Below are 17314 nucleotides of genomic sequence, written 5' to 3' on the forward strand. Positions count from 1 at the left end.
AGAAGCACAATCCGTTGCGCAAATAAACATCTGTCAACGCCAGCTTTTTGATCTGGATTGATGTAAAAACTTTATAACCCTAATTTCTGAAAGCATCAGACTGGTACAGCACAGCTACCCCGGTCCGGGGCTTTGGGCATCTGACAATTTTTAAAAAATGCCTTGAACCTATCAGAGAAGCATGCTAGTATAAAACCAAAGCATATTTCTCTTAAGTTTCAGGGCATTTTGCCGTCTTATATTCTAAATTCATTTCAGAAATCCATGCTTTTAATTCCAATTAAATTAGAAAAGCAGGAGTTCTGAACAATTTGAAAAAGAGCAGTATGTTCTTACGCTCCTGCTGACACAGGAGGTATTGTCTATGGCAAAAAGAAAGAACAAAAAAGTCACTACAAACCGTAATTACAAGGATACAGTATTCCGAAAACTGTTTTCTGACAGAAGAAACCTACTTTCTCTGTATAATGCGATCAATGGAACAGCGTATACAGATGAAACGAAGCTGGAGATTGTTACACTGGAAAATGCAATCTATATGGGAATGAAGAATGATCTGGCGTTTATCATTGATACGAATCTTTTTCTGTATGAACACCAGTCAACCTACAATCCCAATATGCCATTGAGGGATTTATTTTATATATCCGGTGAATATCAGAAATTAGTGGACAGGAAATCCCTGTATTCATCCATATTGCTGAAATTACCGGCACCGAATTTTATTGTATTCTATAATGGAAAGCGGAAAATGCCGGACAGATGGACGAACTGTCTGTCAGAATCTTATGAAAATCAGCAGGGAGATCCTAATCTGGGAGTTAAAGGTAGTTACGATCAATATCAACAGCGACTGCAACAGGAAATTGATGGAGCAGTGCAGGATTCTTGGAGAATATGCGCAATATGTAGAAAAAGTACGTAAAAATGCGGAGACTATGAGTCTGGATGTTGCTGTAAAAGAAGCAGTGGATGAATGTATTCGAGAAAGGAATTCTGGCGGATTTTCTCAGGGTCAACCGCGCGGAGGTTATTGCCATGAGTATATTTGAGTATGACAAAGAGGAAGAAGAACAGAAACTGCAGGCAATTTATGAAAAGCAGGGTGAATTAAGAAAGGCAAAAAGCATAGCCATTTCGCTTGCGCAGGAAGGTGAATCCGTAGAGAGAATAGCAAGAATCCTTGGTGAAACGGAAAAAACAATTAAAGAATGGATGGCTGAAACGTATTAAAATTGGTTCCGCAGTATCATTAACCGAATGTTACTGCGGAACCTTTTTATATCTGTCTGCTGTTTTAACTGGGTAAGTCGAGCCGGTTGGGGTTGCACCCCCTGTCGGGAAAATAAAGAAACGAAATTTGTCTTAAAAGTTCTCTAAAGAAAGTATAAAATCTAACTGAGTCACAGACTGGCACCCATCCAGCCTGTGGCTTTCTTCATTCCCTGGTTGACACGCCGGCCATCATTTGCTACACTGAAATTACATATCTGGGAAAGTTCTAAGGCCGTTCGGTTAATCTGATTCCACATATGAAGCGAAAATAAATATGGTGGAAACAGTACAACGGCACATATAAATTCTGCAGAAACGATGCTGTTTCCTCCATCATAAGGAAAGGAGCATGCAGATGCAGAATGAAAGAAAAAAACTGGAAGAGTTAAACCTGCTGGATGATTTTCTCTTCAATGCCATGATGACATATCCTGAAATGGGAGAGAGGTTTACACGAAAGATCCTGAAACTATTGTTTAACAAGGAGTTTCGGAATCTGAAAGTGATCGCACAGAAATCCTATGGGGGATTGAATACGGATCTGAGGGGAGCCCGGCTGGATGTTTATGTAGAAAGTGATGACAGCGCTGAGATAGATGCGTCAGAGGATGTATCTATCTATGACCTGGAGCCGGATAAGAATGATAAAGCAAAGTATATTGCCGCATTTCCACAGAGAATCCGTTTTTATCATGCCATCATAGACAGCCGCAGCCTGAAATCGGGAGTGTCGGCCTGGCGGGGTCGCATCCCCTGTCGCAAACCACATTGTAAAAAATCCCATCAAGATTGGAATTAAATTGTTTACAATGATAAGCAGATTTCCAAACCCGGCTTTTCTGAGCAGAAAGGTCCAGACTGCTGTCAGTACATATAACAATCCCCATGCCGCTGCAAGAATATAATTTGTCTTCATGAAGAGAGGGTTTTGATATGCACTTTCACCACCATAATTGTATTTTACATAAGCAGCGCATAAAGGTTCTTTTGTCAGGCATGAAAGCAGCCAGAACAATCCAAAGTATCTTCATCTCTATGCCCTCCATTCCTTTATTTTCTGATAATGAAAGTGTACCCTTTCATATGTGGATTGTCAACAGAACCAGAGGGGGTATGAAATGAAAATATTATTATTGTACTGTATGATGAGCAAGTGGTATAATAATACATATTTATATTGTTGGAAAATAGCACGGTTTGTAGTGGTGCTTGTATGCCTGGCATTGACTGTGACAAAATACAAAAGACTATAATAAACAAAATTACCTGTGAAAGGAAAACCTATGGAACTGACAGCAGAAAATGTTAAAGGGGAAAAAACAAAATATCGTCTTGCGCAGTCGATGAAAGAATGTATGAAGACAACAACTGTAGACAACATTACGGTAAAACAGATTACAGAAAACTGTGTCCTTACCAGGCAGACTTTTTACCGGAATTTCATGGATAAATTTGATCTGATCAACTGGTATTTTGATAAACTTCTGGCAAAATCCTTTAAGCATATGGGAATGGGAAAAACAGTTTATGATGCACTGGTAAAGAAGTTTACATATATTCAGGAAGAGCACATTTTCTTTGCAGCGGCCTTTAAATATGACAGCCAGAACAGTCTGCGCCAGCATGATTTTGAACTGATCCTGGCTTTCTATGAAAATCTGATCCGTGAGAAAACAGGAAAAATTCCGGATGAGACCATACATTGTATTCTGGAAATGTACTGCCAGAGTTCTATTTATATGACTGTAAAATGGGTGCTGGGGGAATTGGAATGTGCACCGGAGGGACTGGCGAAAATTTTAGTTGATGGGATGCCTGGGAAACTCTCCCAGTTGTTTGAAGAACTGGAAATATTGTCATAAACATAACAGATTAGTGCACAATTTTACCTAATTATTTTCGTATTTATTGCACAAACTTAGTGAGAAAGTTACATTTGAGCGAAAGTGTAACTTTCTTTTTTGAATTTACATTGTTAGAATAATAACAAAGATGAGCGTTGCGGAAACTTATCTGTAAAGAATATCAAAATGTAAAATACTGAAAGGAATGGAAATCATTATGGCAAACAGAATTAACTTAAATCAGACATCTTATCACGGAGCAGGTGCAATCGAGGAAATCGCAAACGAAGCAAAAGCACATGGCTTTAAGAAAGCTTTCGTTTGCTCTGACCCTGACCTTGTAAAATTCCATGTAACAAGCAAAGTTACAGATATTCTTGAGAAAAACGGACTTGCATATGAACTGTATTCAGACATCAAACCGAACCCTACAATTGAGAACGTACAGCACGGTGTTCAGGCATTCAAGGATTCAGATGCAGATTATCTGATTGCAATCGGCGGCGGCTCTTCCATGGATACTTCCAAAGCAATCGGTATCATCATTGCAAACCCTGAATTCGAAGATGTAAGAAGTCTGGAAGGTACAGCTCCTACCAAGAAACCTTGCGTACCGATTATTGCAGTTCCCACAACAGCAGGTACAGCAGCAGAGGTAACAATCAATTACGTTATCACAGATGTAGAAAGAAAACGTAAATTCGTATGTGTTGACCCACATGATATGCCGATCATCGCAATCATTGATCCTGAAATGATGTCTTCTATGCCAAAAGGACTGACAGCTTCTACAGGTATGGATGCTCTGACTCATGCAATCGAAGGGTATACAACAAAAGCTGCATGGGAAATGACAGATATGTTCCATTTAAAAGCAATTGAGCTGATCTCAAAATCTCTCCGCGGTGCTGTTGAAAACACAAAAGAAGGTCGTGAAGGAATGGCTCTTGGCCAGTACATTGCAGGTATGGGATTCTCTAACGTAGGTCTTGGAATTGCTCATTCCATGGCTCATACACTTGGCGCTGTTTATGATACACCACACGGTGTTGCATGTGCAATGATGCTTCCGATTGTTATGGAATACAATCAGGAATGCACAGGCGAGAAATATCGTGAGATTGCCAGAGCAATGGGTGTCAAAGATGTAGATGAAATGTCTCAGGATGAGTACAGAAAAGCAGCAATCGAGGCTGTTAAGAAGCTTTCTGTTGATGTAGGAATCCCGACTAAACTGGAAGCAATCAAAGAAGAAGATCTTCAGTTCCTGGCAGAATCCGCACACGCAGACGCATGCGCACCAGGAAATCCAAAAGATGCAAGTGTAGAAGATCTGAAAGATCTGTTCCGCAAGATTATGTAATGAATTACTTTTGCAAAATAAAAAAGCAAAAAGCAGCGATTAAGGCCACAGACTGGTACCCACCCAGCCTGTGGCTTTCTTCATTCCCTGGTTGACACGTCGGCCATCATTTGCTACACTAAAATCCTGTCTTTGACAGTTACGAAACAAAAAAATCGCTGTACCTCTTGATTTTACTGGGGTTCGGCGATTTGGTGTGTCGTTTTGGAATATAGTATTTTATTTCCGGCCCTTACTTTTTTTCTGAATGTTTTTCATCTGCCTTTTGGTGATAAATTTATAATCCGTTTCAAAGCCGCAAACAGTGTGCAATGCATCGGTTAGCTTGTCTCGTGTGTAAAGTGGAATAAAACCTTGCTCTTGTATATCGGCGAAATTCATCGTTCTTAATTTATCCAAGATTGTTTCGCAGCTGAAGGCATTTTCCAGGTTTCTTTCAAGGTAACGATATATCACTAATGCAAGGAAACAGATAAGGAAATGGGATTTTACTGGAGAAAATATTTGCAGAAGCATTTTGACAAAACACTCCCAGTCGGTTTATAATAAATTCTGTATAAAAATTTTTGCTGCTGGCTAATAAAAATATAGCAGTAAAAGCGGAGGAGAATCACATGAAACAAGAGAAAAAACAGCCTGGCAAGCTGAAGATGCTTGCTGGCTATTACAAACCATATAGGGGATTATTTTTTGCAGATCTGTTTTTTGCATTTCTAGGGGCGGCAGTTACCCTTGTTATTCCATTGATGGTCCGCTATATTATGAATTCGGTAAGCGAGTTATCAGCGGTGGAGGCTAAGACTATCATTCTGAAAATAGGTGTGGGAATGCTGCTGCTGATCCTGGTGCAGCTAGGAAGCCGCTATTTTATCACCTATTATGGTCACATGATGGGTGCTTATATTGAGCACGATATGCGAAATGAGATCTTCAGCCATTATCAGAAGCTTTCTTTTGCATTCTACGATAACCAGAAGGTAGGACAGCTGCTTTCCCGTATTACAAGTGACCTTTTTGACATTACAGAGCTTCTTCATCATGGACCGGAGGATATTCTGATCTCCGTGATCAAGCTGTTCGGAGCGCTGATCATTCTCTTGAATGTAAAGCCGCAGATGGCGTTGCTGTGTTTTGCTGTTGTGATCATCATGTTGATCTACGCGCTGATCTACAATAAGAAAATGAAAAGTGCATTTAAAGAGAATCGTGTGCGCATGGGTGAGATCAATAGTCAGATTGAGGATAGCCTTTCCGGAATCAGGGTGGTAAAATCCTTTGGAAATGAGAAGCGTGAGATTGAGAAGTTCCGTAAAGGAAATGAGCGTTTCGTGGATTCTAAGCGTGTGACTTACCGCTATATGGCAGGCTATCATGCAGGAATGGATGCCTTTACTACATTGATCACGGTAACAGCACTTGTTTCCGGTGCTGTGTTCCTGGCATCTGGAAATTTAAGCGCTACAGACCTTGTGACATTTCTTTTGTATATCAATAATTTTACTGAGCCCGTTACGAAGCTGGTGAATTTCACTGAACAGTTCCAGAATGGTTACAGCGGTTATGACCGTTTCCTGGAAATGATGTCCATTGTACCGGATATTGAAGATGCACCGGATGCTGTGCCTCTGGAACATGTGGATGGAGATATTCGTTTTGAGAATGTATCATTCCATTATGAAGACCATAATGAGAAGGTGCTTTCTAATGTGAATCTGGAAGTAAAGTCTGGTGATTATGTTGCTCTTGTAGGTACCTCAGGCGCCGGAAAGACTACTCTTTGCAGTCTGATCCCCAGATTTTATGATGTGTCATCAGGAGCAATCTATCTGGATGGAAAAGATATCCGTAAGATTAAACTGAAGGATCTGCGTGATCACATAGGAATCGTGCAGCAGGATGTGTATCTGTTTGCCGGAAATATTATGGAAAATATTCGCTATGGACGTCCGGATGCTACAGACGAGGATGTTATCAGGGCGGCTAAGCTGGCAAATGCTCATGATTTTATTATGGAAATGCCGGATAATTATGGTACAGATATTGGACAGCGTGGAGTGAAGCTCTCTGGAGGACAGAAACAGCGTCTTTCCATTGCCAGAGCTTTTCTGAAGAATCCGCCTATTCTGATTTTTGATGAGGCAACATCTGCGCTGGATAATGAGAGTGAGAAGGTGGTTCAGGAATCGCTGGAGCGTCTTGCAAAGGACAGAACTACTTTTGTAATTGCTCACAGACTTTCTACAATTCGCAATGCCAGAAGAATCCTTGTCCTTACAGAGGATGGAATTGCAGAAGAGGGAACACATCAGGAACTGATGGATAAAGATGGCGTTTACGCAAAGCTGTGTAAAGCCGGCTTATAGGATACCAGGCGGGGGCGCCCCCCCCGCCACAGACTGGAGCCCGCCCAGCCTGTGGCTTTTTTCTTTATGATGTTTTTACGGTACAGAGCTTTCTTCTTTTCTCTTGCCTCTTGCCATCTTTGCGGGATACCATTTTTCGAACCACATTGTAAAAAATCCCATCAAGATTGGAACTAAATTGTTTACAATGATAAGCAGATTTCCAAACCCGGCTCTTCTGAGCAGAAAGGTCCAGACTGCTGTCAGTACATATAACAATCCCCATGCTGCTGCAAGAATATAATTTGTCTTCATGAAGAGAGGGTTTTGATGTGCACTTTCACCACCATAATTGTATTTTACATAAGCAGCGCATAAAGGTTCTTTTGTCAGGCATGAAAGCAGCCAGAACAATCCAAACACAAGATATCCTATATTTGTAGGAATATCGCCATTCCCGGTTACATTTGCTGCTGCGGAAAGTACAGCAACGGCTATCATAGAGAGTTGATCCCAGATCACAAATTCATGATTTCTCATAATAAACGGTATACCTGCCACTACGATAAGAGTTATCAAAGCCCCCACTTTAGGAGCAATAGAAACAGCAATCCAAAAGGCAATCCATGGTATAAGCATTGTCATCATAGAAGGATTTTTCTTCTCAATCATGTTTGGAGATTTTTTCTCAGGATTTTTGACTGTAGATGTGCTTCCAAAGAATTTATCCCAATTGATCATCAAGGAGAAATCACCGGATACCGTATACATCTGTTTCCCCAATGCCTCTGCGCCACCAATTTCTCCACGAGAAATAGCTGACCATACAGAAAAAGGTGTATCAATGCGAGTAGTTGGAGAAAGGCTTCCATCTGTAAAAATCTGGCTTCCGGTCTTGTTAAGTCGAATCTGATACGTATGATCCAAATCGGTAAAATGTATCTCAAGTACGCGTTCTTTTCCGTCATAGGCGTCTTTATTGTAAAGAGCGGCCATTTGCCGGGTAAATATAAGATCCTCAGGTTCTTTCTCTCCGGTCGTTTTGTTAATACCCCAGCTGGCATCTGCCATTTTTTCAAATACATCTCTGGGATATAAAAGTGTATGGAGTAAAGCATCTGTTTCTTTTGATATTGCTCCTGTCATTGAATATTCAGAGCCCGCACATTTTACTGCAGCAAGATATTCATTTGTTCTCACTGACAATTCCTTTACACGAAACAATTCTCCCTGACCGCAAAAAATGGTCGTATAATTTCCCCTGCCAAGGAAATGGTCAAACATCCGCAATACACTGTCATAATTTTCGTCTGCAGAATAAAAGCCACAGGTAGAGATTAATACGTGTCTCTTGCCTTCCATATCATATCTGGCATCATGACTGCCGCTTCCGTATCCGTCCTGCCTTGAACTCATAAAAGGAAGACTCATAGGAAGCTGACGATCAATCAAATTCTTTAACATACCAGGAACATTAAAATAGTACAGTGGAAAAGACCATAAAATTAGATCAGCACGAATCAGTTTTTTAATGACTGTTTGCATATCATCATTTATACAGCATCTCCCGGGTGTTTTCTGCCAGCATGCAAAGCATCCCTTACACGCACCTATCTTCATTGAAGCTATATGCAGTTCATCAACAGATAACTCTTCTTTATTACTCGTACATCCGTTTTCCAATCCCTTAATAAAGCTGTATGCAAGCTTTAATGAATTACTCCTTTTGCCTTTTGGGCTTCCGTTGATCAGAAGTATCTTCATCTCTATGCCCTCCATTCATTTATTTCTGATAATGAAAGTGTACCCTTTCATACATGGATTGTCAACAAAACGCTATACTAGAGGGGTATGAAAAGATTGGCGAAAAACGTGGAATACAGATTGGTGAAAAGCAGGATGAATTGGATTTTACCTGCGTATTCCTGACAGTTCGTCTTCTATCCACTTATCTGTGTTGAAGTTGCTGTCAAAGAACCTGACGATCACGCCGTAAGGTTCTGTATCACTGTTGAATGCGTTGGCTTCATCGGTGTCAACGTGCATTGCCAGGTGATAATTTCTGTGGACTCTGACTACTACATCTGCGTAAATAAGTGCGCGTCCATAGCTTTTAGTCAGGACGAAGACTTCGTCGTTGTCTTTGATATGCAGGGCAAGTGCTTCATCCGGAGTCATGTGGATGTGGCGTTTGGCTACGATGACACCTCTGGGAATTTCGATATCCCCGCATGGACCGGATAAAATACAGCCGGGAGTTCCTTCGATATCACCGGACTGGCGTATCACGCTTGGAATCCCCAGTTTTCTGGTGTCTGTAAGGGACATTTCTACCTGCGTGTCGCTGCGGAAAGGACCGAGAAGTGCCATGTTTTCGAAAGTACCTTTCGGTCCTTTGACAGTCACTCGTTCCTGGCAAAGATATTGTCCGGGCTGGCTTAATTCTTTGATAAAATGTGGTTTGCTTCCTTCTCCGAATAATTTTTCAAAATCTTCCTGCGAGATATGCAGATGTCTGGCAGAAGTTTCTATAGGTATTTTGATGCTCATTTATTACAATACCCTCCCTCAATATGCTACTGTATATGTCTGTCTGACTTCCTGTTATCTGATGGAATGCAGAACAGTTATACTTATTGTTTAGTGTATCTCTTTAGCTGAAAAGATGCAATGTTTATCTTGCAAGAAGGAACAATTGTTATTGTTCACTTGTCAATGTCATTTAGGTGGCTGTCATTTGGATATCACAGTCAACAGCAGATCACTTATTCTTAAGTGTAGCCCTCAGGAAAAAAGATGCAATATTTATTTGAAAAAATGGTCAGTGAAATAAAAAAATGAGCAACAAAAAAGAGATTAAAAAAAGAGATTTTACAGGTTTACAATCAATAGTGTTCTGGTCTATAATAGAAAAACAGACTGGAAAAATAATTTTAAATCTAACGAAACAGAACCAAACCGAACAAAAACAGAATAAAACAATAATCTGATACCCGATAAGGGAAAAGAATATCAGAGGAATGACAAGAGAAGGATTATTGAATGAACAAAAAAAGATTTTCTGCATTGCGACTGATTCTTATTGTGCTTGTGATTGTGTTATTAGCAGGTATTGGTGTGACCGGAGAGAGAACTCTGAGAGAGCCAGTGGAGGTAAGGACGCTTAGAAAACAGCAGGTGACACAGTCAGATGAAGGACATCAGGAATATTATTTTGGACTTCTTAACGAGGATGAGCAGAGAGGCTATCGCGAGATTCTGGAGGGTATCAGGAATTTTGAAGAGAAGTTTTACCTGTCTCTTTCCGGAGATGACGAGATAGACAGAGTGTATCATGCAGTGCTTAAGGATCATCCAGAGGTGTTCTGGGTACATAATCGTGAGAAGGTATATAAAACAACTTATACAGGCAGGGATTACTGCCAGTTTTCTCCGGGATATACTTATACAGAGGATGAGCGGCAGGAGATTTCGCAGGCTATGGAGAATGCATATCAGGAAGTTCTGGCGCAGATTCCAGAAGGTGCAGATGACTATACCAAGGTAATGACGGTTTACACGTATATCATAGACAATACCGATTATGTGGTTTCTGATGATGATCAGAGCATTGCGGGAACTTTCTGGAAAAAGCAGGCAGTGTGCGCAGGTTATGCAGGTGCGGTTCAGTATCTGCTGGAGCGGCTGAATGTTCCATGTATTTATGTGGAGGGAGATGCTGCAAACAGTGATCAGGGACATGCATGGAATATTGTTCAGCTGAATGGACAGTATTATTATGTAGATGCTACAAATGGTGACCAGCCGGACTTTCTGGAGGGTGATGCCACAGTACTGGCAGAGCATAGGACGACGATTTATGATTATCTTTGTCCGTTTCCTCAGGAGTACGAGATGAATTATACGGCATCTGATGAGTTTGCAGTTCCGGCGTGTACGGCTACGGATATGAATTTCTATGTGAGAAACGGAGCTTGCTTTGACAGTTATGACTGGGACAGCGTATATGAGTTGTGTAAGCTGCGTATTGACAGTGATGCGGCTGTGGTGCGGTTTAAGTTTAGTGGCCAGGAAGCCTTTGATGAAGCGTATATGGATCTGATTGATAGTAATCGGATTCAGGATATTGCGAGATATTATATGGAAGTACACGGGTTATCACAGATTTCCTATCATTACGGTATAATTGACAATATGAAGACGCTGTATTTTATGTTTTAACCAAATCAAGTAAGTCCCCTGCGGAGGTTGCGAAGAGCAATAAGCAGTGGGTGGGGACTTGTTTGACTGACTAAGAATATGCGAGTGAGAGAAAAAGGAGTGATTAAAGTATGGGTGATATGACAGATGTATTTAATGGGGTTGTGAATATAACCGGAAATCTTCTGGATTCTGATTTTGTGAATCGTTTTACGATGGCGATTTTTGCAGTGATACTTGTATTTGGAATCCTGAATTGCGTGTTTGGATACCGCTTGCTCCGCTTTTGGATGATGATCGGAGGTTTCTTTGTAGGTGCGGGACTGGCGCTTATTGTTGTACATACAATGGGAATGCAGGAGAAATCCACGATGCTGATCGCAGCTTTGGCAACAGGTGTTGTGTTTGCGGTAATCGCATTTTTGATTTATAAGGCGGGTGTGTTTATACTTGCAGCAGGAATAGGCTGGGCTCTTAGTATTTATTTCCTTCATCCGACCAGTTCTGCGTCATTTTTTGCATGTATTCTTATTGGTGTAGCACTTGGTTCTATGGCGGTGAAATATTGCCGGGAGGTTCTGATTGTTGCAACCAGTCTGATCGGAGGTGTAATGTCAGGTGTTTCTCTGGCAAAACTTGGAAATCTGGAGGATATTCCGTATGGACTGGGAATGAGTGTGGGATTTGCAGTTCTGGGAATGCTGATTCAGTTTGCAATTAATAAACCGGTTTCAGATGAAGAGTATGCTGCTCAGGATGAATACAATACACAAGATCAGAGAATGCCACAGAATTCTGATATGCAGGGATATCGGCCGCAAGGCGAAAACAGAACAGAATATTCTGAGAAGATGCGTAACAGAGAGAGAAAATAATACGTTGCTCTGGAACGGAATGAACAGTAATGATGATGTTATCCGGGAGTTGCTGAGAATAGAATGCTCAGCAACATTTATGAAATAGATGAAAGAGAAAAATAATAGTAAAATTGTAACGAATGTGAAGAAAGAAGGGGACAAGTGTAGACTTTACAGATCGTAAAAATCTACGCAGAAGTGAGAATGACAAATGTATCAGGAGAAAAAGTGAATAATCGTGCACAGGACTACTATAAGATGCTTTTATTTTTGAACGAATCTACAAATGATACGTTTCTTTTATGGGATATGGAGCGAGATATCGTATACTTTTCCAGACAGCTCACTGTTCTGATCGGACAGGAGTATAAAGATGGAGTTCCGGATGATATTTTTGCATATAAACTGGAGATTATCAAAGATATTGTATACAGGAATGATATGCCAAAAGTTGAGCGGGCGATTCGTCATGTGACAAGAGGTACGGATGAACGGATGGACTTAAACTTCCGGTACGTGGATAAACATGGGAAAAAGTTCTGGGTTAACTGTCGGGGAAATGTTCTCAATGAAGGTGGTAAAGAGCAGCCATTGATGATAGGATGTCTGTCCAGAAGGGTTCTGTCAGAGAAGGTAGATATGCTGACGGGACTTATGAATTATAATAAAATGCTGGAGAATGTCGAAAAGGGGATAGCCAAGGGTAAAAGAGGTCATATGCTCATTCTGGGTATTGATGATTTCCGCGAGATCAATCAGTGTATGGGACGTGATTATGGTAATCAGGTGTTAAAGACGGTTGCTGAGGTTCTGGAAGAAATCAAGAATGAGAAAAGCAGTGTCTACAGAATGGATGGCGATCATTTTGGCGTGGATCTGGCAGGATGCAGTAAGAGAGAAACAGTGGATTTCTTTGAACGTCTTCAGAAACGGACAGAATCCATGTGCGAATTTTCAGGTGGAGCAGTATGCTATCCATATAATGAAAATGAGAAAGATATGAGCGCACTTGTCAGCTATGCTGAGAACGCGCTGATGCAGTCAAAGAAGAATGGAAAAAACAGACTTTCGTTCTTTTCTTCAGATGATTATAAGGAGAATGCGTCCAGAATGGAACTCCTGAAAGAGTTAAGAGAGAGTATCCGTAATAATTTTGAAGGCTTTGAATTATATTATCAGTTGCAGGTGACATCGAATGGATATCGCCAGAAAGGAGCAGAGGCGCTGCTTCGATATCATTCAAAGCAACGTGGCTTCATGTCTCCGGTTGTGTTTATTCCGCTGCTGGAACAGACAGAACTGATTATTCCTGTCGGGAAATGGGTAATGAGGCAGGCGTTTGCACAGTGCGCACTCTGGCGTAAGAAATATGGCGATTTTAATATCAGTATAAATATTTCCTATATTCAGCTGAAAGATAAATCGATTGTCCAGAATGTGATTAATGCAGCAAAAGAGGCAAAGCTTCCGGGAAATGCGATTACTCTGGAAGTTACGGAGAGTATGCAGCTGCAGGACTATAATTATTTCAACAGTATGTTCTACTATTGGAAAGAAAAAGGAATGCAGATTTCTATTGATGACTTTGGAACAGGATATTCTTCGCTGAGTTATCTGAAAGGGCTGGAGGTAGATGAGGTTAAGATTGACCGGTGTTTTGTAAGACAGATACATAAGAGCTCTTATAATTACAGATTACTCAGTAATATGCTGGAACTTACACAGGAAGCACAGATTCGTGTCTGCTGTGAGGGCGTTGAGGAAGAAGAGGAACTGCGTTGTCTGGATACACTTTCTCCGGAACTGATACAGGGATATTTCTTTGGAAAACCGATGTCGGCTGATGAATTTGAAAGTACCTGTCTGGCTACAGAAGGCTCTTATAATAAATTTGTTACGGAACTTCGCAAGCGTTATCATGATCATCCGGTTTCTGCCCGGACACCGGAGTCTGCTTCTACAGAGAGTATCGAATATAAGAATATTCTGGACAGCCTGAAATCTATCATTTATGTGGTGGATAAAGAGAATCTTGAAATTCTCTACATGAATGCAGAGGCAAAGAAGATTACGGGGATTTATAATTATCTCGGATGCAAATGCTTTCAGGTTTTTACCGGACGTGCAGAACAGTGTGAAGAATGTGCGATGAATAATTCAGAAGATGTTGTAAATATTACCAGCAAAATGTTCTATGATCTTTATGGAAGAAAGATGTATGTCAGTGAGAAGAATATTCTATGGCATCAACGAGAGGCAAGGCTAATCACAGCACTGCCTGTAGACGGAAAAGATGGACCGCTTAATCAGAAACTGAATCAGGATCTTTATGTGGCGGAGAAAATCATACAGATGTATGAACTTGTGCAGAGTGGTGAGAAAGACGACGGAATTCTGGAAAAACTGGTGACTTTTACAGGAAAGTATTATCAGGCTGACAGAGCATCCCTTTTCCTTTTGGACGAGAGCCTGGAGTTGTGGGAAGATGTTGCGACTTATCATGATCAGGGTGTAATGGATAAGGAACGCTATCTCGAGGTTACGGCTCAGGCGAAGATACAGCCATGGCTTGATTATATCCGGAAAAACAAAGTAATCTATATCAAAGACAGAGAGTCTTTGAAGGAGATTGATGAAACTTTGTATAAAGGTTTCCTTAAACAGGATGCGCAGAGTTGTCTGTTATGTGGAATCTGGCATGAAGAGCAACTGTTGGGATTTATAAGTATAGATAATCCGGAAATGGTTGTGGACAGGCTGGCATTACTTTGCAAGACAGCATTTCTGGTTGAACAGGTGTTGCTTCATAATCTGGATAACAATGGCGCAAGAACGATGCTTCATAAACTTGTGGAGAATAAACTGAATCATAATATCTTGTCTGTTTCGGGCGTGGGGCTGTGGCAGATGAAGATTGACAAGGTGACAGGAGATACCACGATCCTTGCAGATGAGAATATGAAGAAACTCCTGGGTGTGGACAAGGACGCGGATCCGGAAAAATGTTACCAGGCGTGGGTCAATAACATAGCGGAAGAGTATCTGGATTATGTAAAGGATGCAAGAGACACGATGATGGTCACAGATAAGACGGCACAGATTGAATATAAAGGATTTTCTCCACAGCATGGCAAGGTGACGATCCGGTGTGTGGGAACAAAGACTTCTGAGAATGAAGCAGTTGTGACGATTGATGGTTATTACCGTATTTTGGAAGATATGCTTCAGATTCGTAAATAAATTAAAAAATACGACATAGGACAGAAAGGACAGGCGTGATAAGATGTCAAAAGAGGCTAAGACAAATGCAATGAGAATGCTGGACAGACAGAAAGTAAAGTATGAGGCATTTTCTTATGAATGTGATGAATTTATTGATGGAATTCACAGTGCGGATAAGATAGGCGCACCTTATGATCAGTCTTTCAAGACTCTAGTCATGGAAGGAAAGAGCGGCAGTTATTTCGTATTTGTAGTTCCGATTGAGAAAGAAGTAGACCGTAAAGCGGCTGCGAAAGCTGTCGGTGAGAAAACAGTGGATATGATTCATGTGAAGGATATCACAAAGATCACAGGGTATGTGCGAGGCGGCTGCAGCCCGCTGGGAATGAAGAAACCTTACCCGGTAGTATTTGATGCTTCAGCAGGAAACTTTGAGGAAATCTATGTCAGTGGCGGACGCATTGGTCTGACGCTGAAAGTTCCGCTGACAGATCTTCTGAAGGTGACAGGTGGAAAACTTGCTGAGATTACTGCATAGAACAATATGTTGTGAGAATTCAGTATACAAAAAACAGACAAGGTATATGAAGCCCAAATAGGCGGACGAATGTACCTTGTCTGTTTTATATTATTAGATAAAGCTATTTATATAAAATATCGTAACTGTTCAGTACCTTCACAGTTACGAGTCAAAATCCATTAAAAATCGCCTTCGGCGATGGGATTTTGACTTGATGTCTCGTATTTTGGCATGTTCATGCCAAAATACCTCGCGGGATAGTAGACTGCTGAATAGTTATAAAATATCAAAATTAGTTATCAGAAGCATCTTCCTCATTGATCTCGAATACATGACGTTTCTTAGCCATTTCATCACTTGCCAGGTATTCGTCATAAGTAGTGATCTTGTCAATCATTGTTCCGTTTGGAAGAATTTCCATGATACGGTTAGCTGTTGTCTGAACAAACTGATGGTCATGGGATGTGAAAAGGATAACACCCGGGAATTTGATCAGTCCGTTGTTTAATGCTGTGATGCTCTCCATATCCAGATGATTGGTAGGCTCATCAAGAATCAGGATATTAGCGCCGGAAATCATCATCTTGGAAAGAAGACAGCGAACTTTCTCACCACCGGAAAGTACACGTACACGTTTGATACCGTCTTCACCAGGGAAAAGCATACGTCCGAGGAAACCACGTACATAAGTAGCATCCTTGATCTCGGAATACTGTGTCAGCCAGTCTGTGATTGTAAGGTCGTTATCAAACTCTGCTGTATTGTCTTTCGGGAAATATGCCTGTGATGTTGTAACACCCCATTTGTAATTTCCTTCATCCGGTTCCATCTCTCCGACAAGGATACGGAACAGAGTTGTGATTGCCTGCTCGTTTGCACCAACGAAAGCAACTTTGTCGTCATGTCCGAGTGTAAAGGAAATATTATCCAGAACCTTTACGCCATCAATGGTTTTGGAAAGATTTTCTACCATAAGAACTTCGTTACCGATCTCGCGGTTTGGACGGAAGTCGATGTATGGGTATTTACGGCTGGATGGACGCATGTCATCAAGCTGAATCTTCTCCAGGGCACGCTTACGGGAGGTAGCCTGTTTGGACTTGGAAGCGTTGGCGCTGAATCGGGAAATAAATTCCTGAAGTTCTTTGATCTTTTCTTCTTTCTTCTTGTTGGCTTCTTTCATCTGTTTGATAAGGAGCTGGCTGGACTCAAACCAGAAGTCGTAGTTTCCGGCATAGAGCTGAATCTTACCATAGTCGATATCTGCTGTATGAGTACATACCTTATTTAAGAAGTAACGGTCATGGGATACAACGATAACTGTGTTGTCAAAGTTGATCAGGAATTCTTCAAGCCATTCGATTGCCGGCAGGTCCAGGTGGTTGGTCGGCTCATCGAGAAGAAGGATATCCGGGTTTCCGAAGAGAGCCTGGCGCAAGTAGTACCTTGACCTTCATGGCTACCGGTAAGGTCTGCCATCTGGGTATAGTGGAACTCGGTGTCGACGCCGAGACCGTTGAGAAGAGTAGCGGCATCGGACTCTGCTTCCCATCCGTTCATCTCTGCAAATTCACCTTCCAGTTCGCTGGCACGGATACCGTCTTCATCTGTGAAGTCTGCTTTTGCATAGATGGCATCTTTTTCTTTCATGATCTCATACAGTCTCTGGTTACCCATGATAACAGTATCCA

General features: G+C 41.3%; 12 protein-coding genes and 2 pseudogenes. 10 read left to right on the forward strand and 4 right to left on the reverse strand.

Going from position 1 to position 17314, the window contains the following annotated elements:
• Positions 1-364 precede the first annotated feature (364 nt).
• From AC058W_RS05000 to fucO, 5 genes are all read left to right on the forward strand, one after another.
• Positions 365-925 carry an RpnC/YadD family protein gene (locus tag AC058W_RS05000; RefSeq protein WP_479389781.1) on the forward strand — a complete coding sequence of 187 codons (561 nt, stop codon included), beginning with the start codon at positions 365-367 and terminating at the stop codon, positions 923-925.
• Between the two features lie 113 nt (positions 926-1038).
• On the forward strand, positions 1039-1233 hold the full coding sequence (locus tag AC058W_RS05005; RefSeq protein ID WP_479389782.1) for a hypothetical protein: 195 nt from the start codon (positions 1039-1041) through the stop codon (positions 1231-1233).
• 397 nt (positions 1234-1630) lie between these two features.
• Positions 1631-2074 carry a hypothetical protein gene (locus AC058W_RS05010; RefSeq protein ID WP_479389783.1) on the forward strand — a complete coding sequence of 148 codons (444 nt, stop codon included), beginning with the start codon at positions 1631-1633 and terminating at the stop codon, positions 2072-2074.
• A gap of 484 nt (positions 2075-2558) precedes the next feature.
• The gene (locus AC058W_RS05015) at positions 2559-3137 is read left to right on the forward strand and encodes a TetR/AcrR family transcriptional regulator (protein WP_117674663.1); all 579 of its coding nucleotides are present in this window, start codon (positions 2559-2561) and stop codon (positions 3135-3137) included.
• A 199-nt stretch (positions 3138-3336) separates the two neighbouring features.
• Positions 3337-4482 carry a lactaldehyde reductase gene (fucO, locus tag AC058W_RS05020; RefSeq protein WP_117674662.1) on the forward strand — a complete coding sequence of 382 codons (1146 nt, stop codon included), beginning with the start codon at positions 3337-3339 and terminating at the stop codon, positions 4480-4482.
• 219 nt (positions 4483-4701) lie between these two features.
• Here the strand turns inward: fucO and AC058W_RS05025 are convergent.
• Positions 4702-4971, reverse strand: a pseudogene (locus tag AC058W_RS05025) (IS1634 family transposase); the annotation flags it as partial.
• 125 nt (positions 4972-5096) lie between these two features.
• Between AC058W_RS05025 and AC058W_RS05030 the strand changes: the two are divergent.
• Positions 5097-6845 (forward strand): ABC transporter ATP-binding protein, encoded by a 1749-nt coding sequence (locus tag AC058W_RS05030; RefSeq protein ID WP_117674661.1) that lies wholly within the window; start codon positions 5097-5099, stop codon positions 6843-6845.
• A gap of 75 nt (positions 6846-6920) precedes the next feature.
• Here the strand turns inward: AC058W_RS05030 and AC058W_RS05035 are convergent, their stop codons facing one another.
• Both AC058W_RS05035 and pduL read right to left on the reverse strand, forming a co-directional pair.
• Positions 6921-8588, reverse strand: a complete 1668-nt coding sequence (locus tag AC058W_RS05035; protein WP_118410544.1) for a flavodoxin family protein — start codon at positions 8586-8588, stop codon at positions 6921-6923.
• Positions 8589-8735: 147 nt separating this feature from the next.
• Positions 8736-9374, reverse strand: coding sequence for a phosphate propanoyltransferase (pduL, locus tag AC058W_RS05040; RefSeq protein WP_117674660.1), 639 nt, complete (start codon positions 9372-9374; stop codon positions 8736-8738).
• Positions 9375-9866: 492 nt separating this feature from the next.
• Between pduL and AC058W_RS05045 the strand changes: the two genes are divergently transcribed.
• The 4 genes from AC058W_RS05045 (at position 9867) to ybaK (ending at position 15641) form a co-directional block, all read left to right on the forward strand.
• Complete coding sequence (locus tag AC058W_RS05045) at positions 9867-11045, forward strand: transglutaminase domain-containing protein (protein WP_117674659.1); 1179 nt, start codon at positions 9867-9869, stop codon at positions 11043-11045.
• 110 nt (positions 11046-11155) lie between these two features.
• Entirely contained in the window at positions 11156-11899 is a 744-nt protein-coding gene (locus AC058W_RS05050) for a TMEM198/TM7SF3 family protein (RefSeq protein WP_117674658.1), read from the forward strand.
• Positions 11900-12085: 186 nt separating this feature from the next.
• Positions 12086-15121: a bifunctional diguanylate cyclase/phosphodiesterase gene (locus AC058W_RS05055; RefSeq protein ID WP_147421504.1), complete on the forward strand. Its 3036-nt coding sequence runs from the start codon at positions 12086-12088 to the stop codon at positions 15119-15121.
• Positions 15122-15164: 43 nt separating this feature from the next.
• A complete protein-coding gene (gene ybaK, locus AC058W_RS05060; RefSeq protein ID WP_117674656.1) occupies positions 15165-15641 on the forward strand; it encodes a Cys-tRNA(Pro) deacylase in 477 nt (158 codons plus the stop codon).
• 274 nt (positions 15642-15915) lie between these two features.
• On the opposite strand, the pseudogene AC058W_RS05065 reads toward ybaK, so the two are convergent.
• Positions 15916-17314, reverse strand: a pseudogene (locus AC058W_RS05065) (ABC-F family ATP-binding cassette domain-containing protein); the annotation flags it as partial.

The sequence above is a fragment of the Blautia sp. CGZ-1-C1 genome, assembly GCF_056504575.1.